The sequence below is a fragment of the Rossellomorea aquimaris TF-12 genome (assembly GCF_001648555.1).
Classification (GTDB): domain Bacteria; phylum Bacillota; class Bacilli; order Bacillales; family Bacillaceae_B; genus Rossellomorea; species Rossellomorea aquimaris.
In genome coordinates this window covers 116,639-135,003 of the sequence record NZ_LQXM01000028.1, presented here as the reverse complement: position 1 = coordinate 135,003, position 18,365 = coordinate 116,639, and the positions used below count along the sequence as shown (strand labels likewise).

Genomic DNA, 18,365 nt, shown 5'->3' with positions numbered 1-18,365 from the left:
CTTTGCTGCAAATTTTTACTGTGAAAGGTGGTGTAATCATGACATTGTCTTTTTACTCTTATCCCAAATGCGGTACTTGCCAAAAAGCAAAAAAATGGCTTGAAAACCAAGGGAAATCTTTTAATGAAATACATATTGTTGAAAACCCTCCAACAAAGGAGGAGTTAAAAAGCTTGTACGAAACGAGTGGACTGCCACTTAAAAAGTTTTTTAATACAAGCGGGAAGAAATATCGTGAGTTGGGCTTAAAAGATAAAGTTAATTCTTCATCTGAAGATGAATTGTTAGAGATTCTTTCAACTGATGGAATGCTCATTAAACGTCCAATCACAACAGACGGAGAAAAGGTGACAGTAGGATTTAAAGAGGACACCTTTGAAGAAACGTGGAAATAAATTGTTAAACAGTGATAGTGGGATCAACCCCATGAAAAACTTTCATGTGAAGGGCTAAGTTTCCTTGCTTTTTTATTTAAAAGTGTGTCAATATTAGGTTGTATAACTAGCATTTGGAGGGATTGAAATGAGTACACCGAAAGAACTTCGATATTCAGAAGAACATGAGTGGGTCAAAGTTGAAGGGGAAAAAGTACGAGTAGGAATTACATCTTTTGCACAATCTGAACTTGGCGACATCGTATTTGTTGAGTTACCAGAAGTTGGTGACGAAATTAAAGCTGACGAGCCATTCGGTAGTGTTGAATCTGTTAAGACCGTTTCAGAACTATATGCTCCTGTTTCAGGTAAAGTGGTTGAAGTAAATGAAGAGCTAGCTGATAGCCCTGAATTTGTTAATGAATCACCTTACGAAAAAGCATGGATGGTTGTAGTTGAGCCTTCAGACGCTGGTGAAGTAGACAAGCTTATGACAGCTGAACAGTATGATGAAATGATTAATGAAGGATAATTTCTTCAAAAACACCTTGAGAATTCTCAAGGTGTTTTGTTTTTATTTTTGGGCACCATATTCTTAAATGCTGTACAGAAAGGATGAAATAATCAATGGTGCTACAACCAAAAAAATTGGACGTAACCGAACGTGTTACAGGAAAATTGAAAAACGGCGAATTAGAATTATTTTTGGATAATCAGCCAATCGGTAAAATGTCTGTCCCATTAGAGGGGGTCACAATGGAGCCGAACTTCGAAGCAAAAGAAAATAAAATTTTTCAAAGCTACACAAGCACAGAACAACCAGAGGCGCGCTACACTGATTGTGACGAAGGTGGCTGGTGTTGAATATGGTGTCAGGCTCCTAAACAGGGGTCTGGCACCTTTTGTTTGCATTTTATCGCAAAAATGAGAAAATAAAAATAAGAAATGTGGACATCTTTTCTTATTATTTGAATATACTATCCTAATCTTATTTTGAAAGATAAGGTGATGATTATGATGGATTTTAGTGATGAAAAGGTAATCATTGTTGAGGGAACAAGTGATAAAAGAAAAGTAAAAGATATCATTAAAGAACCAATTGAGATCATCTGTACAAACGGTACCATTAGTATTACAAAAATGGACGAACTAATTGATGCATTATTGGAAAGAGATGTTTATATACTAGTGGACGCAGATGATGCGGGCGAAAAATTACGGAAGCAGTTTAAAAGGGAGTTTCCAGAGGCGGAGCATTTGTATATAGACCGCATGTACAAGGAAGTAGCGGCAGCTCCCGAGTATCATCTTGCATCGGTATTAATTGGTGCCAATATTGATGTGCATAAAGAATTTCTTGGAAGAAGGATGATTTAATTTTGATTGAGGTAAGTAGTACAGATTCAGTGAAACAATCGATTCAAGCCCATACTTTTCAAGCCGTTTACCTATATACTCCTATGTGTGGTACCTGTCAGGTAGCCAGTAAAATGTTGGACGTTGTAGAAAAGCTACCCCAGGCTTTTCATTTTATGAAAGCCAATTTGAATTACTTACCTGAATTTGCTTCAGAGCAATCAATTGAAAGTGTTCCTTGTCTCATTTTATATAGAGATGGAATTGAAATGGAAAGAATTTATGCTTTTCAATCCGTTCCATTTTTATATGAAAACATGAATAAGATAAGTTCTGATTAAATGAATGCTTTACCTTTAAGAGACCTTTAAAAGGTCTTTTTTATTGTCTCATTTTGCAAAGATAGGTCTCAGCTTGCAGCTAGCATTCGGCCGTCCTTTTTGCATTGTTTCTGGTTCTTGGCACGTCCGTACTTTCTCACTTTGAAAGCAAGTTTCTGGAGGGGAAATTCAAACATCTAAATCATGGATTGCTTTTTTAAAGTTGTACAAAGCCAAATGGTGAGTGAGACCCCACTGTCGCATCCGAGGATACTCAAAATTAAAATACTCGACAACAAAATAAGAAAATTCCAGGTGTGCTAATATGACTTTCAAAAGGTTCCTTGAAAAATTGGTAATTAAGTTGCTATTAATTCTGAAACTAACGAGGGAAGATGTTTAATTTAGTTCATTTAATATTGATGATTGTTGATTTAAATTCAATTCCAAATACTCATGTTGGAGAATGCCATAGATTCCACAATCCTTGTATTGGTTATTTTTACGAATCATGTCCCGTATGATGCCTTCTTGCTTCATTCCTACCTTTAACATTATTTTCCCCGAAGCAGGGTTATCCATCCCATGTGTTGCCGATATCTTATGAATGTTCATAGAACGAAATGCAAATTCAACAATTGCCTGTAAAGCTTCTGTTCCGTAACCCCGATTCCACCAATTAAAGCCAATGTCGTATCCAACCTCACAATTTTCTGTGTCTTCATTGATATTATAAAGGTCAATCGCACCAATTAAATCACCACTTTCCTTTAGGACTATCCCCCAATAACAAAACTTCTCGCACTCATATTGATTTGTAATTTCAGTCAGTCGATTGACTGTTTCAGAAATCGATTTATGTGGTCCTTTGATTAAATTATCCATCACTCGATTATCGGAGAATATGTAGTCAAACATTCTTTTAACATCCTTCATGTCCATTCTCCTTAAAATAAGCCTTTTTGTTTCAATCATTGGTGTCCCTTTAAAATTAATCATATAATCACCTACATTAAAATTTTGACAATCCCTTTCAACTATAACGTCAGTTGAATATTCTTTATAAAAACTATTCTACAAAGGATAAATTTTCTCCTTTTCTAATTTTACTTTTAATAGCAACAAACTTTACAAAAAGATCCTAATAATAGCCCTATTTTATCAACAATAGAAGACATATTTCTTGGGAAATGAAACGAAACAAACTCGAATTATGGTTGCTTTTTCTAAAAATAGAAAAGCTTCGACAAGAAAAACCTGACCATAAAAAAACATGTCGATAATGAATAAAAGGAATAAGTATCCATAAGTGGAATTAGTAAGTATATACATTTCACTGGAGGGTATTTATGAGACATTATTTAGAGTGTGTAGTAAAGGAATGTCATGAGCGATATCACTTGCATTTGTTGTTTCCGGACAATCCATTTATTTTACAAATAACGTGTGGAGAGAATATATTTGGGATATCTGTATCCAAAAATAAATGTGAAGTAATCGACGAAATAGATCCTTTACAATCTCAACTTGTTATTCAAGGTGAAGAAGAGATTCTTACTCGTCTCTTCAGTGGTCAAGAGCGTCTTTCTCAAATGGTTGATGATGGGTTACTTGAGGTAACAGGAGGCTATCGACCCTTGCTGTTTGGGGAGTCATTACTTTGGTTAACGAGGTCGGAAAAGGAAGAACTAATTGAAGTTTAAAAATTATTCTAAAAGTAATTGACACCCTCTTTAAACGGTGATAGAATCTCATTTGTAGCAAATTTTCTGAGTCTTTAAATAAACTAAAAATAAATAATAGATACTTTACTCTTATTAAGAGAGGTGGAGGGACGTGCCCTATGAAGCCCGGCAACCGTCAATGCAAATTGAAATGGTGCCAATTCACTCAAAGCGAATCGCTTTGATAGATGAGAGAAAGGATAATTGTATAATTATGCCTTTCTGCTTATCGCAGGAAGGCATTTTTTAGTAGATTCAATGACTTCCCTAAACAGGGGAGCGATGGTTTGCATACATTTAATTCTGATTAAACAGGTAGTTTTACTTAGGAAGAAGGTGACCAGCATGATAGCAATTTCAGATGCAAAAAAGATATTCCAAACCAAATCAGGAACAATTCCCGCTGTTGATGGTGTAAACCTGAACATTCAAGACGGCGAAATATTTGGAGTGATTGGCTACAGTGGAGCAGGTAAAAGTACACTGATCAGAATGCTTAATGGACTTGAGGTTCCAACGGAAGGAACAGTGAACGTAAACAATCAGCTTGTTTCAAAAATAAAGGGTCAAAAGCTACGGGAAGCAAGACAAAGTATTGGAATGATTTTTCAACATTTCAACCTTCTATGGTCTCGAACCGTACTGGAAAATATTCAGTTCCCTTTAGAAATAGCAGGTGTATCAAAAAGAAATAGAGTTCAGAAAGCTAATGATTTACTTGAACTTGTGGGACTTCAAGGTAGGGGAGATGCTTATCCATCTCAGTTAAGCGGTGGTCAAAAGCAGCGAGTAGGAATAGCGAGGGCGTTGGCGAATGATCCGAAGGTTCTTCTTTGTGATGAAGCAACTTCAGCACTTGACCCTCAAACCACGGATTCCATATTAGATTTGTTAGTGGATATTAATAAACGTTTAGGGTTGACCATCGTTCTTATCACCCATGAAATGCATGTGATTCAAAAAATCTGTCATCGTGTCGCTGTGATGGAGCTGGGTAAGGTGGTGGAGATAGGAGATGTTCTTGAAGTATTCCGAAACCCTCAAGAACAAGTAACGAAGAGGTTCGTCAAGGAAGTTTCCAAAGCTCCAGATTCAGAAGAATCCATTTCCCAGTTAGCTACCCAGTACCCAACTGGGAGAGTACTCAAGTTTACCTTTGTTGGTGAATCAACAGGTCAGCCATTAATTACGTCCCTAATACGAAATTTTGATCTAGAAGTTAACATATTACAGGGACAAATCTCCCAAACCCAAAAAGGTGCTTACGGAACCCTCTTTGTGCACTTAGATGGGAATGAAGATACGATTAACGAAGCCGTGAAATTTGCTGAAGGTCAATTGGTGAAAGTGGAGGTGATTGACCAATGATAGAGACATTGTTCCCAAATGTTGATTGGGAAAAAATGTGGGAGGCAACTACTGAAACTCTTTATATGACAGGGATGTCTGTTGGGATAACGTTTGTTTTAGGAATTTTCCTTGGGATCTTATTGTTTTTAACCTCAAAAGAAAATTTATGGGAAAACAAACTAACTTATTCCGTTACAAGCTCAGTCGTTAATATCTTCCGATCAATACCATTTATCATATTGATTGTCTTATTGATTCCATTCACCAAACTATTACTTGATACGATTCGTGGTGCAAATGCAGCGTTGCCTGCACTCATTATTGGAGCAGCACCCTTTTACGCGAGAATGGTGGAAATCGCATTAAGAGAAGTGAACAAAGGAGTTATTGAAGCAGCTAAAGCAATGGGTGCTAAAACAAGTACGATTATTTGGAAGGTGCTTATACCCGAATCAATGCCAGCATTAATTTCAGGTATAACGGTAACAGCCATTGCTTTAGTAGGGTACACAGCTATGGCAGGAGTAATTGGTGCCGGAGGGCTTGGAAATCTAGCCTACCTGGATGGTTTTCAACGCAGCCGCGAAGACGTCACGTTAGCAGCAACGATTATGATATTAATTATTGTATTTGCCATTCAATTTATCGGCGATTACTTTACAAATAAATTAGATAAACGATAAAAGGAGAGAGTGAAAATGAAAAAATGGATAGCCGGAGTTATAGCAGCAACAAGTATTTTTGGATTAGCAGCATGTGGAAGTGATAAGTCAAGCGGTGATGAGTCAAAGGAATTAGTAGTTGGAGCTTCTAATGTGCCTCATGCAGAAATTTTAGAAAAAGTAAAACCAATTTTAGAAGAAAAAGGCATTGAACTAAAAATCGAAACGTATCAGGATTATATTTTACCAAATAAGGATTTAGATAATGGAGATTTAGATGCTAACTATTTCCAACACATCCCTTATTTAGAGGCTCAAAAGGAAGAACACGGATATGATTTTGAAAATGCAGGTGGTATTCATATTGAACCAATCGGTGTATACTCTCAAAAGTATAAGTCCCTTGAAGAACTTCCAGAGGGTGCGACCATCCTTATGAGTAATTCAGTTGCTGATCATGGACGAATCTTGACCCTCCTTGAAGAAAAAGGTTTGATTACGTTAAATGAAGGCGTGGATAAAACAAAGGCAACCTTAGATGATATTGCCAAAAATCCAAAGAAGCTTCAATTTGATTATGAGTATGAAGCAGCTCTGTTACCTCAATTATATGAAAATGGAGAAGGAGATGCAGTACTAATTAACTCTAACTATGCAATCGATTCAGGATTAAATCCATTAAAGGATTCCATTGCGATTGAAGATAAAAATTCTCCATATGTAAACGTGATTGCTGTAAATAAGGGAGACGAAAACAAAGAAGAAGTAAAGGCACTAGTGGAAGCCCTTCGTTCAAAGGAGATTCAAGATTTTATCTCTGAAGAATGGGACGGAGCGGTTGTTCCTGTCTCTGAATAACATAAAAGAGTTAAAACCGATTTCACATAAGTTGTGGAGTCGGTTTTTTTGCTTAACTTAACATAATCAATTCATCAATAGCTCATACTATCTTCGATAAATCTTTTTGGAAATGGAGCTGAAATGTTATGCAGATGGAACCAAGAAATACCACTGAAGCTGCTCTTCATGATTATAAAATGGGGTTGGGAATATTTACTGAGAAAATGCCTGAGCTAGCCCATCATTATAGTACGTTTACAGAGCACTGTTTTAGAGAAGGTGTTCTGACAAAAAAGGAAAAACAATTGATAGCTCTTGGAATCAGCTTATATTCTCAAGATGAATACTGTATTATTTACCATACCAAAGGATGCATAGATCAAGGATGCACTGAAGAGGAAATTCTTGAAGCGGTTGGAGTTACAGCTGCCTTCGGTGGAGGAGCTGCCATGAGTCAGGCTGTTACCCTTGTGCAGCAATCCATCCAGGATCTGAATCAATTTAAACAATAGTTATGGGAAGGGGGAAACCTCTTCTTTTTTTGTGTGTATACGAAGGGGGTCCAAGATTGTATTTCTAACTGAAAAACCTGTATTAACACACTTTCCCTGTCGAATAAATGAACCTATCTATTATTTGCTAGTATAATGGCGGAATTTTGTGAAAACTTAAGGGTAGCCCTCTGTACTTCTTCTAAAGGTGAATTTTCAGAATATATGAGGAAATACAGGTTTTGTTTTCAGGTTGAGGGGGTAGTATAGTTATGAATATGAAAATTGAAAGGAATGATTCATTATCGACTCTCTTGAGAGTATCTCGTACACAAGTGAAATGGAAAAAGCAATGCATGGAGCCCATGGTGTTGGATATGAGGTGTACAAACGAAAGCATGATGTGAGAATGCAAGTAGAGAAGAAGAGAGAGCAGGACTATAGGGAAAGTAGAAGAATGATTGCTGACCTTGAACGTAAAGTACATGTTAATATATAATAGGAAGAAATAAGGAAGACCAGTGATGATTTGATCATGCACTGGTCTTTTTTCGTGGTGAATAAACCATGTTGATTTTGTAAAAGGAACGAGAAATGGACAACCTAATTGAAGGTTGAATCCATCACGAAGGCCTTATCTGAAAAAGTCATCAGCTTATTGTTTTTAAAGGTTAGGTTAACACTATCATCATAGTTGAAAAAGTTGATAATACCTTTTATTTGTTATAAGATTGTAATGAGAATAAATTGAGAATGATTAAAGAATTTAATTCTTAAATTCATTATAAAGTCACGGAGGTAAATACACATGGCAGGTTCTACATTAACAATCAAAGATCTTCATGTTGAGATTGAAGGAAAGGAAATCCTAAAAGGGGTTAACCTTGAAATTAAAGGTGGAGAAATCCACGCAGTAATGGGACCAAATGGTACAGGTAAATCAACTTTATCTTCTGCTATTATGGGTCATCCTAAGTATGAAGTGACAAAGGGAAGTATTCACTTTGACGGTGAAGATGTTCTTGAAATGGAAGTAGATGAGCGTGCACGCGTAGGTCTATTTCTTGCAATGCAATATCCAAGCGAAATTAACGGAGTAACGAATGCTGACTTCTTACGTTCAGCAATCAACAGTCGTCGTGAAGAAGGCGAAGAAATTTCATTAATGAAATTCATCCGTAAAATGGATTCAGAAATGGAATACCTGGAAATGGATCCAGACATGGCACAACGTTACCTAAATGAAGGATTCTCTGGTGGAGAGAAGAAACGTAACGAAATCCTTCAATTAATGATGCTGCAACCGAAAATTGCTATCCTGGATGAAATTGATTCTGGTCTGGATATCGATGCTCTTAAAGTTGTATCAAAAGGGATTAATAAAATGCGTGGGGAAGATTTCGGTTGCTTAATCATTACTCACTACCAACGTCTTCTTAACTACATTACTCCTGATCACGTACACGTTATGATGCAAGGACGTATTGTGAAGTCTGGCGGTAAGGAATTAGCTCAACGCCTGGAAGCTGAAGGATATGATTGGATTAAAGAAGAACTAGGAATTAAAGACGAAACTGTCGGCCAAGAAGCGTAAGTGTTAGGGGGATGAAAATGACTGTAGAAACGAAACTACCAGTAGATCAGGACTATGTCAGCTCCTACTCAAAACAACTGGGAGAGCCCGAATGGTTAACGAGCCTTCGTACAGATGCCTTTGATAAAGTAAAGGATCTTAGCCTTCCTGTTGCAGATAAAACGAAAATTACAAACTGGAACTTTACTCAGTTCCAAAAGCATACAGTGGAAAGTGATACGTTTTCATCATTGAGTGAGCTGCCAGATGAAGTAAAAGCATTGGTTGATTTAGAAAGCAATGACCAAAGCTTGTATATTCAACGTAATAACACACCTGCTTTTCTTTCTCTTTCTAACGAATTAAAAGAAAATGGTGTTATTTTTACGGACATCTTTACAGCAGTGAAGGAACATAGTGACCTTGTTCAAAAGTACTTTATGACAGAGGGTGTAAAAACTGATGAGCATAAACTAACAGCTCTTCATGCAGCCTTGATGAACGGAGGAGTTTTCCTATACGTTCCGAAGAATGTTGAATTATCAGAACCAATTCAGGCTGTCTATGTACATGACAATGCTGAAGTAGCAATGTTTAACCACGTATTAGTAGTGGCTGAAGACAATACGTCAGTAACGTATGTTGAAAACTACATCTCTACAACAAATGTAGAAAATGGTGTTTACAACATCGTAACGGAAGTCGTGGCAAACAATAATGCCAAGGTTGCTTATGGTGCTGTTGATAACCTGGCGAGTGGATTAACTACCTATGTTAACCGTCGAGGTATTGCTAATAGAGATGCTCGTATCGAATGGGCGTTAGGCTTAATGAATGACGGAGATACTGTATCGGAAAATGTAACAAACCTTATGGGTGATGGCTCTTATGGTGATACAAAGACCGTTGTAGTTGGCCGTGGAAAGCAGAAACAAAACTTCACAACAAAGGTTGTTCATTTCGGTAAAAACTCTGAAGGGTACATCTTGAAGCACGGGGTTATGAAAGATGAAGCATCATCTATCTTTAACGGTATTGGTAAAATCGAACACGGTGCGTCAAAGTCTAATGCAGAGCAGGAGTCTCGTGTATTAATGCTTAGTGAAAAAGCTCGTGGAGATGCAAACCCAATTCTTCTAATTGACGAAGATGATGTAACGGCAGGGCATGCTGCTTCTGTTGGACGAGTAGATCCTTTACAGCTTTACTATCTAATGAGCCGTGGAATTCCACAACATGAGGCAGAACGTCTTGTCATACACGGATTCTTAGCTCCAGTGGTAAAACAATTACCGATTGAAGGAGTTAAGAAGCAGCTTGTTGAGGTAATCGAAAGGAAAGTTAACTAATGGATGTAAAAGAGATTCGTAAACAATTTCCGATTCTCAACCAGGAAGTTAACGGACATCCACTTGTTTATCTTGATAGTGCTGCAACATCACAAAAACCTATTTCAGTTATAGAAGCGATGAGTGATTACTACCGTGGATATAACTCAAATGTTCACCGTGGTGTTCATACTCTTGGAACGCGAGCAACCGATGGGTATGAAGGAGCAAGAGAAAAGGTACGTAATTTCATCCATGCAGCTTCTACTCAAGAGATTATTTTCACTCGTGGAACAACAACGGCAATCAATACAGTAGCAGCAAGCTATGGACGTGCGAACTTAAGTGAAGGTGACGAAATAGTCATCACACACATGGAGCACCATAGTAACATCATTCCGTGGCAACAATTAGCAAAGGAAACAGGAGCTACTTTAAAGTATGTTCCTCTTCAAGAGGATGGAACGATTTCCATTGAGGATGTTAAAGAGACGGTTTCAACTCAAACCAAGATTGTTTCAATAATGATGATTTCAAACGTACTGGGTACGATGAACCCTATTAAAGAAATAACAAAAATTGCTCATGAAAACGGTGCAGTTATGGTGGTTGACGGAGCTCAGGCTGCTCCTCATATGAAAATCGACGTACAAGACTTAGACTGTGATTTCTTTGCATTCTCTGGTCATAAAATGGTTGGTCCAACGGGTATCGGTGTCTTATATGGTAAGAAAAAACACCTGAACAAAATGGAGCCGGTAGAATTCGGTGGAGAAATGATCGACTTTGTCGGTTTACAGGAATCTACTTGGAAGGAACTACCGTGGAAGTTTGAAGGTGGTACTCCAATTATTGCTGGCGCTATTGGACTAGGTGCAGCTATTGATTTCTTAGAAGAGGTTGGACTTCATAATATCGAAGAGCATGAGCATAAACTTGCAGCTTACGCATTGGATAAGATGAACGAAGTCGAAGGTATGAAAATCTTCGGCCCGAAAGATCCAGCGAAACGTGCCGGTCTAGTCACCTTTAACATTGATGACGTTCATCCTCATGATGTGGCGACGGTTTTAGACGCTGAAGGTATTGCCGTTCGAGCTGGCCACCATTGTGCACAACCATTGATGAAATGGTTGAATGTATCATCAACAGCACGTGCAAGCTTCTATCTTTACAATACCGAAGAAGAAATTGATAAGCTTGTAGCGGGCTTAGTGAAGACAAAGGAGTTTTTCAGCGATGTCTTTTAATAATTTAGATCAGTTATACCGCCAAGTCATTATGGATCATTACAAAAATCCACGCAATAAAGGGTCTATTGAAGATGGTAGTTTTACTGTCGATATGAATAACCCTACTTGCGGTGACCGTATCCACCTCACCTTAAAGGTAGAGGATGGAATCGTTCAGGATGCAAAATTTGATGGAGAAGGCTGCTCGATTTCAATGGCTTCTGCATCAATGATGACCCAAATTGTAAAAGGAAAAGAAATTGAAGAAGCATTAAAGCTTTCAAAAATCTTTTCTGATATGATGCAGGGGAATGATTATGATGATGATGTGGATTTAGGAGATATAGAAGCACTACAAGGAGTCGCTAAATTTCCAGCTCGTATTAAATGTGCAACATTAGCATGGAAGGCGATGGAAAAAGGAGTTCAAGAAGAAGAGCAAGAATAAGCTCTTTTTCCACTCTATTACAGAATGGAGGAATCAACATGGCAAAGAAGATGCCAGAGATCGGAGATTACAAATACGGTTTTAGTGATAAAGACGTATCCATTTTCCGTTCTAAACGTGGTTTAACACGAGAAATTGTAGAAGAAATTTCTCGTATGAAGGATGAGCCTAAGTGGATGCTTGATTTCCGTTTGAAGTCACTTGAGCATTTTTATAATATGTCTATGCCTCAATGGGGCGGAGACATGCAAGAACTGAACTTTGATGAAATCACTTACTATGTTAAGCCTTCAGAGAAGTCAGAGCGTAGCTGGGATGAAGTACCTGAAGAAATCAAACAAACATTTGATAAATTAGGTATTCCAGAAGCAGAGCAAAAGTATCTTGCTGGGGTTTCAGCTCAGTATGAATCTGAGGTTGTTTATCACAACATGCAGGAAGATCTTGAGAATCTTGGAATCGTATTTAAAGATACTGACTCTGCTCTTAAAGAAAACGAAGAACTGTTCCGTGAGCACTGGGCAAAAGTGATCCCGCCAACGGATAATAAGTTCTCTGCACTAAATTCAGCTGTTTGGTCTGGTGGTTCGTTCATCTATGTTCCTAAAGGAGTAAAGGTTGATACGCCACTTCAAGCGTACTTCCGTATTAACTCTGAGAATATGGGACAATTTGAGCGTACATTGATTATTGTTGATGAAGGCGCAAGTGTTCATTATGTAGAGGGTTGTACAGCACCTGTTTACACAACGAACTCTCTTCACTCAGCAGTTGTAGAAATTATTATTAAAAAAGATGCATACTGCCGTTATACAACGATTCAAAACTGGGCAAACAACGTGTTTAACTTAGTTACGAAGCGTGCGGTTTGTGAAGAAAATGCCACAATGGAATGGGTAGATGGAAACATCGGTTCAAAACTAACGATGAAGTATCCAGCCGTCATCCTTAAAGGTGAAGGTGCTCGTGGAATGACACTTTCTATCGCATTAGCCGGTAAAGGTCAGCACCAGGATGCAGGAGCTAAAATGATTCATTTAGCACCAAATACATCATCAACGATTGTTTCTAAATCCATATCTAAACATGGTGGTAAAGTGACATACCGTGGTATTGTCCACTTTGGCCGTAAAGCAGAAGGTGCGCGTTCGAACATCGAATGTGACACGCTAATCATGGATAATCAATCGACTTCTGATACGATTCCTTATAACGAAATTCTAAACGATAACATTTCGTTAGAGCACGAAGCGAAGGTATCAAAAGTATCTGAAGAACAATTATTCTATCTTATGAGCCGTGGTATTTCAGAAGAAGAAGCAACAGAAATGATCGTAATGGGCTTCATTGAGCCATTCACGAAAGAACTTCCAATGGAATATGCAGTTGAAATGAACCGTCTGATCAAGTTCGAGATGGAAGGTTCAATCGGATAATTGAAATATAGATAAACTCCTTTGATGTTTTCATCAAGGGAGTTTTTTCATTTTAGCTAAAATAAGAGTTATTTTTTGAATTTTACGATAAAATCACCTGATATTCTTGTTGAAAGGATGGAAAGTCAATATTTTTGATGAATAATGCATTATTTGATACAGTGCCATCCAAGATATTATCAACTTAAGGAATCGTGGAATTTTATTATCAAGATGGTAGGGAAATGATCGATTAGCCTTCTTTTAAGTAACTAGTGGCTTATATCATCAACTATTCAAAAATAGGTGTTACTTTTGGAAAAATCTGCAACAACCCGAAACCAATCATTAAGAATTTCCATTTTTCTTATGATAAAATGGACATGTTCATAATAAAGTAGGTGAATGCGGATGATATACATAGGAGTGACCGGTTGGGGAGACCATGATTCTCTTTATGAAAATGTTTCCCCAAGGGATAAGTTAAAAGAATATGGTGCTCATTTTCCAGTCGTTGAAGTCGATACGACCTTTTATGCCGTACAGCCCATAAGGAATGCAGAGAAATGGGTGAAGGAAACGCCAGAGGATTTTAAGTTTATTGTAAAAGCCTATCAAGGGATGACAGGGCATCAACGCGGAGACATTCCTTTTGAAACAAGGGAGGGAATGTTCAACGCTTTTAAGGAATCCTTGAAACCCTATTTAGAAGCTGGAAAGCTCGGTATGGTTCTTCTTCAGTTTCCTCCCTGGTATGATTGTAAGAAGGAGCATGTGGAGTATATTCGGTATTGTAAAGAGCAATTAAAGGGTCTGTCTCTTTCCTTAGAGTTTCGTCATCAAAGCTGGTTTAGACCACAATTCCGTGAGAAAACCTTAGCTTTCATGAAGGAAGAAGGTTGGATTCATAGTATTTGCGATGAACCTCAAGCAGGTGAAGGTTCTGTACCGACAGTTTTAGAACCAACTCATAAGGCCGCTACCCTTATACGATTTCATGGTAGAAATGTGTACGGGTGGAATAAGCCGAACGGAGAAGATTGGAGAGAAGTTCGCTACCTTTATCGATATAATCGTAAGGAGCTTGAAGAATGGATACCGCATATTCATGAGCTTCATGAGTCTTCAAAAGATCTTTATATTCTCTTTAATAATAACTCAGGTGGAGATGCTGCCGATAATGCGAAAGAACTGATTCATTTGCTAGGTATAGAGTATGATGGTCTTGCACCGAAGCAGCTAGATTTATTTTAACGTAGAACAGGAGATGAAAGGCCGATGGAATGGATTGTTCTTCTGTCAATTGGACTATTAGCCGGAGCAATTGGGTCCCTTGTAGGTTTAGGAGGAGGCGTAATCATTGTTCCGGCACTGATCTATTTTGGTACATATACAAGCTTAATTGAAGGAATGAACCCTCAGACAGCAGTGGGGACATCGTTGGTTATCATGATTTTTACAGGGTTATCATCAACCTTAGCCTATTTAAAGTATAAGACTGTGGATTATAAAAGTGGTTTCATATTTTTTGCCGGTAGTGGACCAGGTTCTATTCTCGGGGCATGGATCAATAAAGGATTAAATATGGAGAGCTTTAATTTGTATTTTGGTATTTTTATGATCATGATTGCCATTGTATTGATGGTTCGAAATAAGTTGAAACCCATTGAAAAATTTAAAAATGCATCATTTCAAAGAGAGTTTAAAGACCCAAATGGGAAAACCTTTCAATATGGATACCCACCTTTATTAGGTGTCGCCATAGCATTTGCTGTTGGTTTTACATCGGGGTTATTTGGGATTGGTGGAGGTTCCTTGATGGTTCCCGCCATGATATTGATTTTTCTTTTCCCACCACATGTTGCTGTTGCCACATCCATGTTCATGATTTTTTTATCCGCTATAGTAAGCTCTGGTACACATGTCGCATTTGGGAATGTAAAGTGGCTGTATGCACTGGCACTTATTCCTGGTGCATGGTTTGGTGCAAAGCTTGGAGCTTATTTAAACACGAAGCTCGAATCTAACATGTTAGTGAATATATTACGGATCATCTTAATATTGATAGGAATTCGCTTGATTTATCAAGGAATCACAGGATAACCTCCAGATAGGAGTGAGGGATAATGAGAGAAACCATTCATATCTATCATACAAACGACCTTCACAGTCATTTGGAAAACTGGTCTCGTATACGGGACTTTCTTAAAATGAGAAAACAATGGCACAAGGATGAAGGGGATCAAGTGTATTTATTTGATATTGGAGATCATGTGGATCGTTGGCATCCTTTAAGTGAGGCGACTCTTGGAAAAGAAAATATAGAGCTATTAAATGAAGTAGGCTATGATGCAGTCACCATCGGAAATAACGAAGGAATAACGTTAAACTATGATGATTTAAACGATCTATATGAAGATGCTGATTTTCATATCCTTGTGGGGAATTTACTGGATAAGTCGTCGCGAACGCCAAAATGGGTAAAGCCCTATCATATTTATGAAACAAATGGTGGGACAACTATTGGGGTTATTGGTTTAACAGCGTATTTTTATCCCTTTTATCGTGCGCTAGGATGGAATATTACACCTCCAATCGATGAATTGAAAAAATTGGTCAAAGAGCTTGATCCCAAGGTGGATATGCTTATATTGCTTTCCCATCTCGGAATAAGAGATGATGAAAATATTGCTGCTGAATTTCCGGAAGTAGATATCATTCTGGGAGCCCATACCCATCATATTCTGCACCAGGGAAAAAAAGTAAACGGTGTGTTGCTTGGAGCTGGGGGTAAATTTGGTCAATATGTTGGTCATATGATGATAGAAATAGATGTGACAAAGAAAGAAGTCATTTCAAAAAAAGCTCAATTGTATGAGCATCATGAACTGCCAGTTGTTAAAAATGAAGAAGAGGAAAATCTGCTCTGGTTTAAAAAGGGAGAAGAGTTGTTAAAACAGGAAGTAACAATTCTTAATGAGCCTCTTCAAGCAGAGTGGTTTAAACCTTCCCCCCTTCCCAAAATTCTAAGTGATGGCTTAGCAGAATGGTGTGGTGCTGATTGTGCCTTTTTGAATGCTGGCTTACTGATAGAAGGGCTCAATTCCGGCCCTGTTACTAAACAGGACCTTCACCGAATTCTGCCTCATCCGATTAATCCATGTTTAATCAGGCTATCAGGGGCGGAACTAAAAGAAATCATTAAGCAAACCTTTAATGAAGACTGGCCACATCTTCAAGTGAAAGGGTTAGGTTTCAGAGGGAAAGTAATGGGTCAGTTTGTCTATACCAACATACAAATGGGAGATACCAATCAGACCATCTATATTAACGGTGAACTCATTGATGCAAAGAAAATATATAAGCTTGCAACAACGGACATGTTTACGTTTGGACATTTCTTTCCTGATCTCCAACGATTAGAAAAGAAATACTTTATGCCTGAATTTTTAAGAGATGTCCTGGAGTGGAAATTAAACCAATAAATGTGCTCACCGTTTCCTGTCTCTTATCATACATATGAGGTGAGAGGAGCGATGAGATATGATGAATCTTTCTCCAATTACGATTAAGGGACATACCTTTTTAGCCATTTCCGTCCAGCTACCAAAGACAAATCTGCTTGTAGTGACGAGCGATAAAGGATATATAATGTGCGGTGCACTAGATGTTGCTTTACTTAATGAGAAGCTAAAAGACAGAGGTATTATTGCAGGAAGAGCAGTAGGTGTGAAAACCATTGATCAACTTCTCGATGCCCCACTTGAATCTATTACAGTTGAAGCTGAAAATCGTGGAATAACACTGGGAATGATTGGACGCGATGCATTGCTGAAAATGGTATAACCTCTCGAAATCAGAAGCCAGTTTAAATGGCTTCTGATTTTTATTGTGCATTTGGCCAATCGTTTTAACTCAGCTACTCAACATTCCTTATTCTCAACCGATGATACTATTAATGGAATCATTAATATTCTTTCATGAATAATTAATAAAATGTACAGGAATAGACCTTGCAAGATCTAGTATCTCCATTATAATGGAGATACTAGTAAATTTTGTCGGAAAATGAAAGAATTACATAGGAGAATTCTATGAGGCTTATATCAACTAGGGCATTAAGGCCAGAAATGGTTTTAGCTACAACTGTATATAATGAGAAAGGCCAAGCTTTAATTCATGATGGAGTCCCTGTAACAGAAAGGATGATTTCACGTTTGCAGGAGCTTCATATTCAGTATGTCTATATTGAAGACGCCCTTTCGAGTGGCATACAGGTGAAGGAGACGGTTTCAAACAAAGTTAGGCAAGAAGCGGTTGCGAATATTGAAAAAGCCTTCAATCAATTGAGTGTAGCGAAAGTGCCCCAAAATGTATTAATGATTGAAGATGGTGCCAAACAACTGAAACAAGTGATTGATGTTGTGTTAAAAGAAATAAAGACAAATCATGATCTTCTAATGATTCTTACAGATGTATTTACTTATGACTCTTATATTTTTCATCACTCATTTAATGTAACGTTATACACCCTATCAATTGGATTAGAATTAAATCTTTCAACGAAACAATTGGAGCAACTTGGTGTAGGAGCGATTTTACATGATGTTGGTAAAATGTTAATCCCTGAAGATATTCTTCTGAAGCCAGGGAAGTTAACTGAAGAAGAATTTGCAGAAATTAAGAAGCACTCTCAGCATGGCTACGATATTCTTCGCCAACTCCATACGGTTTCCTTAACGGTTGCTCATTGTGCCTATCAGCATCATGAAAGATTGGACGGTTCTGGATACCCGAGAGGTTTAAGGGGAGAGGATATTCATCCTTTTGCCAAAATAATTGCGGTGGCAGATGTTTTTGACGCTATGACTTCTAACCGGGTGTATCGAAAGGCGATGCTTCCTCATCAGGCATTAGAAGTATTGTATGCAGGTGCCGGTTCCTTATTTGATACGAACGTAATTGAAGCATTTAGACGTTCAGTCGCCATTTATCCCATTGGAATGGTTGTCGAATTAAATGACGGCAAAAAAGGAATTGTAACGGAGCAAAATAAAGGATTAACGGACCGACCGATTATTCGGATTATTGAAGAACAGGGTCAAGAAGTTCACAGTCCATATGAAATGAATTTAAGTAAAGAATTAGATATGGTCATCGCTGGCTTTGATCCAGATTATGAACCTGAATCTTCTAAAATTAAATAAAATTTTTGCGTTAAACCCCTCTTACTCTGCATAAGAATAGCTTGT

At 37.9% G+C, this 18,365-nt stretch carries 22 protein-coding genes and 1 riboswitch; of the genes, 21 read left to right on the top strand and 1 reads right to left on the bottom strand.

All coding sequences use genetic code 11. From position 1 onward, the window contains the following. The first annotated feature begins 38 nt into the window (after nt 1–38). The 5 genes from IQI_RS12060 (at nt 39) to IQI_RS12040 (ending at nt 2,071) form a co-directional block, all read left to right on the top strand. Nucleotides 39–395 carry an arsenate reductase family protein gene (locus tag IQI_RS12060; RefSeq protein WP_064092896.1) on the top strand — a complete coding sequence of 119 codons (357 nt, stop codon included), beginning with the start codon at nt 39–41 and terminating at the stop codon, nt 393–395. Between the two features lie 127 nt (nt 396–522). Then, nucleotides 523–906, top strand: coding sequence for a glycine cleavage system protein GcvH (gcvH, locus tag IQI_RS12055; RefSeq protein WP_064092895.1), 384 nt, complete (start codon nt 523–525; stop codon nt 904–906). Nucleotides 907–1,001: 95 nt separating this feature from the next. Continuing rightward, nucleotides 1,002–1,238, top strand: a complete 237-nt coding sequence (locus tag IQI_RS12050) for a YusG family protein (RefSeq protein ID WP_064092894.1) — start codon at nt 1,002–1,004, stop codon at nt 1,236–1,238. Nucleotides 1,239–1,391: 153 nt separating this feature from the next. Next, a complete protein-coding gene (locus tag IQI_RS12045; protein ID WP_408007430.1) occupies nt 1,392–1,751 on the top strand; it encodes a toprim domain-containing protein in 360 nt (119 codons plus the stop codon). Between the two features lie 5 nt (nt 1,752–1,756). Continuing rightward, complete coding sequence (locus tag IQI_RS12040; RefSeq protein WP_064093175.1) at nt 1,757–2,071, top strand: thioredoxin family protein; 315 nt, start codon at nt 1,757–1,759, stop codon at nt 2,069–2,071. 378 nt (nt 2,072–2,449) lie between these two features. Here IQI_RS12040 and IQI_RS12035 read toward each other — a convergent pair whose 3' ends face one another. Next, nucleotides 2,450–3,025, bottom strand: coding sequence for a GNAT family N-acetyltransferase (locus IQI_RS12035; RefSeq protein WP_268874492.1), 576 nt, complete (start codon nt 3,023–3,025; stop codon nt 2,450–2,452). A 374-nt stretch (nt 3,026–3,399) separates the two neighbouring features. On the opposite strand from IQI_RS12035, the gene IQI_RS12030 reads away from it, so the two are divergent. From IQI_RS12030 to IQI_RS11960, 16 genes are all read left to right on the top strand, one after another. After that, nucleotides 3,400–3,753: a hypothetical protein gene (locus tag IQI_RS12030; RefSeq protein WP_064092891.1), complete on the top strand. Its 354-nt coding sequence runs from the start codon at nt 3,400–3,402 to the stop codon at nt 3,751–3,753. Between the two features lie 108 nt (nt 3,754–3,861). Then, a riboswitch (SAM riboswitch) is annotated at nt 3,862–3,969 on the top strand. A 150-nt stretch (nt 3,970–4,119) separates the two neighbouring features. Beyond that, on the top strand, nt 4,120–5,142 hold the full coding sequence (locus IQI_RS12025; protein WP_064092890.1) for a methionine ABC transporter ATP-binding protein: 1,023 nt from the start codon (nt 4,120–4,122) through the stop codon (nt 5,140–5,142). Then, nucleotides 5,139–5,807, top strand: a complete 669-nt coding sequence (locus IQI_RS12020; protein ID WP_064092889.1) for a methionine ABC transporter permease — start codon at nt 5,139–5,141, stop codon at nt 5,805–5,807. Before IQI_RS12025 ends, IQI_RS12020 begins: the two co-directional genes overlap by 4 nt. A 15-nt stretch (nt 5,808–5,822) precedes the next feature. After that, a complete protein-coding gene (locus tag IQI_RS12015; RefSeq protein WP_064092888.1) occupies nt 5,823–6,644 on the top strand; it encodes a MetQ/NlpA family ABC transporter substrate-binding protein in 822 nt (273 codons plus the stop codon). 128 nt (nt 6,645–6,772) lie between these two features. Then, nucleotides 6,773–7,138: a carboxymuconolactone decarboxylase family protein gene (locus IQI_RS12010; protein ID WP_064092887.1), complete on the top strand. Its 366-nt coding sequence runs from the start codon at nt 6,773–6,775 to the stop codon at nt 7,136–7,138. Nucleotides 7,139–7,457: 319 nt separating this feature from the next. Then, nucleotides 7,458–7,616, top strand: coding sequence for a hypothetical protein (locus tag IQI_RS20875; RefSeq protein ID WP_197489747.1), 159 nt, complete (start codon nt 7,458–7,460; stop codon nt 7,614–7,616). A gap of 309 nt (nt 7,617–7,925) precedes the next feature. Beyond that, on the top strand, nt 7,926–8,711 hold the full coding sequence (gene sufC, locus IQI_RS12005) for a Fe-S cluster assembly ATPase SufC (RefSeq protein ID WP_064092886.1): 786 nt from the start codon (nt 7,926–7,928) through the stop codon (nt 8,709–8,711). 17 nt (nt 8,712–8,728) lie between these two features. Continuing rightward, a complete protein-coding gene (gene sufD / locus IQI_RS12000) occupies nt 8,729–10,039 on the top strand; it encodes a Fe-S cluster assembly protein SufD (RefSeq protein WP_064092885.1) in 1,311 nt (436 codons plus the stop codon). Then, entirely contained in the window at nt 10,039–11,268 is a 1,230-nt protein-coding gene (locus tag IQI_RS11995) for a cysteine desulfurase (protein WP_064092884.1), read from the top strand. Before sufD ends, IQI_RS11995 begins: the two co-directional genes overlap by 1 nt. Then, nucleotides 11,258–11,698, top strand: a complete 441-nt coding sequence (gene sufU, locus IQI_RS11990) for a Fe-S cluster assembly sulfur transfer protein SufU (protein WP_064092883.1) — start codon at nt 11,258–11,260, stop codon at nt 11,696–11,698. The genes IQI_RS11995 and sufU overlap by 11 nt, the downstream gene beginning before the upstream one ends. Before the next feature lie 38 nt (nt 11,699–11,736). Continuing rightward, nucleotides 11,737–13,134 (top strand): Fe-S cluster assembly protein SufB, encoded by a 1,398-nt coding sequence (gene sufB / locus IQI_RS11985; protein ID WP_064092882.1) that lies wholly within the window; start codon nt 11,737–11,739, stop codon nt 13,132–13,134. Between the two features lie 390 nt (nt 13,135–13,524). Further along, entirely contained in the window at nt 13,525–14,367 is an 843-nt protein-coding gene (locus tag IQI_RS11980) for a DUF72 domain-containing protein (RefSeq protein ID WP_064092881.1), read from the top strand. A 24-nt stretch (nt 14,368–14,391) separates the two neighbouring features. Continuing rightward, nucleotides 14,392–15,216, top strand: a complete 825-nt coding sequence (locus IQI_RS11975; protein WP_064092880.1) for a sulfite exporter TauE/SafE family protein — start codon at nt 14,392–14,394, stop codon at nt 15,214–15,216. Between the two features lie 23 nt (nt 15,217–15,239). Further along, nucleotides 15,240–16,598 (top strand): bifunctional metallophosphatase/5'-nucleotidase, encoded by a 1,359-nt coding sequence (locus IQI_RS11970; protein WP_064092879.1) that lies wholly within the window; start codon nt 15,240–15,242, stop codon nt 16,596–16,598. Nucleotides 16,599–16,656: 58 nt separating this feature from the next. Beyond that, entirely contained in the window at nt 16,657–16,959 is a 303-nt protein-coding gene (locus IQI_RS11965) for a YunC family protein (RefSeq protein ID WP_064092878.1), read from the top strand. A 248-nt stretch (nt 16,960–17,207) separates the two neighbouring features. Next, entirely contained in the window at nt 17,208–18,320 is a 1,113-nt protein-coding gene (locus tag IQI_RS11960) for an HD-GYP domain-containing protein (protein WP_064092877.1), read from the top strand. Nucleotides 18,321–18,365: the final 45 nt, after the last annotated feature.

Excerpts from the sequence above, each read along its gene's own strand:
- IQI_RS11995 (WP_064092884.1), top strand. The coding sequence starts at position 10,039 with ATGGATGTAAAAGAGATTCGTAAACAATTTCCGATTCTCAACCAGGAA.
- IQI_RS11965 (WP_064092878.1), top strand. The coding sequence starts at position 16,657 with ATGATGAATCTTTCTCCAATTACGATTAAGGGACATACCTTTTTAGCC.
- sufD (WP_064092885.1), top strand. The coding sequence starts at position 8,729 with ATGACTGTAGAAACGAAACTACCAGTAGATCAGGACTATGTCAGCTCC.
- IQI_RS12060 (WP_064092896.1), top strand. The coding sequence starts at position 39 with ATGACATTGTCTTTTTACTCTTATCCCAAATGCGGTACTTGCCAAAAA.
- sufC (WP_064092886.1), top strand. The coding sequence starts at position 7,926 with ATGGCAGGTTCTACATTAACAATCAAAGATCTTCATGTTGAGATTGAA.
- gcvH (WP_064092895.1), top strand. The coding sequence starts at position 523 with ATGAGTACACCGAAAGAACTTCGATATTCAGAAGAACATGAGTGGGTC.
- IQI_RS12020 (WP_064092889.1), top strand. The coding sequence starts at position 5,139 with ATGATAGAGACATTGTTCCCAAATGTTGATTGGGAAAAAATGTGGGAG.
- IQI_RS11980 (WP_064092881.1), top strand. The coding sequence starts at position 13,525 with ATGATATACATAGGAGTGACCGGTTGGGGAGACCATGATTCTCTTTAT.
- IQI_RS11975 (WP_064092880.1), top strand. The coding sequence starts at position 14,392 with ATGGAATGGATTGTTCTTCTGTCAATTGGACTATTAGCCGGAGCAATT.
- IQI_RS12045 (WP_408007430.1), top strand. The coding sequence starts at position 1,392 with ATGGATTTTAGTGATGAAAAGGTAATCATTGTTGAGGGAACAAGTGAT.
- IQI_RS12010 (WP_064092887.1), top strand. The coding sequence starts at position 6,773 with ATGCAGATGGAACCAAGAAATACCACTGAAGCTGCTCTTCATGATTAT.
- IQI_RS12050 (WP_064092894.1), top strand. The coding sequence starts at position 1,002 with ATGGTGCTACAACCAAAAAAATTGGACGTAACCGAACGTGTTACAGGA.
- IQI_RS20875 (WP_197489747.1), top strand. The coding sequence starts at position 7,458 with ATGGAAAAAGCAATGCATGGAGCCCATGGTGTTGGATATGAGGTGTAC.
- IQI_RS12025 (WP_064092890.1), top strand. The coding sequence starts at position 4,120 with ATGATAGCAATTTCAGATGCAAAAAAGATATTCCAAACCAAATCAGGA.
- IQI_RS11970 (WP_064092879.1), top strand. The coding sequence starts at position 15,240 with ATGAGAGAAACCATTCATATCTATCATACAAACGACCTTCACAGTCAT.
- IQI_RS12015 (WP_064092888.1), top strand. The coding sequence starts at position 5,823 with ATGAAAAAATGGATAGCCGGAGTTATAGCAGCAACAAGTATTTTTGGA.
- sufU (WP_064092883.1), top strand. The coding sequence starts at position 11,258 with ATGTCTTTTAATAATTTAGATCAGTTATACCGCCAAGTCATTATGGAT.
- IQI_RS12035 (WP_268874492.1), bottom strand. The coding sequence starts at position 3,025 with ATGATTGAAACAAAAAGGCTTATTTTAAGGAGAATGGACATGAAGGAT.
- sufB (WP_064092882.1), top strand. The coding sequence starts at position 11,737 with ATGGCAAAGAAGATGCCAGAGATCGGAGATTACAAATACGGTTTTAGT.
- IQI_RS12030 (WP_064092891.1), top strand. The coding sequence starts at position 3,400 with ATGAGACATTATTTAGAGTGTGTAGTAAAGGAATGTCATGAGCGATAT.
- IQI_RS11960 (WP_064092877.1), top strand. The coding sequence starts at position 17,208 with ATGAGGCTTATATCAACTAGGGCATTAAGGCCAGAAATGGTTTTAGCT.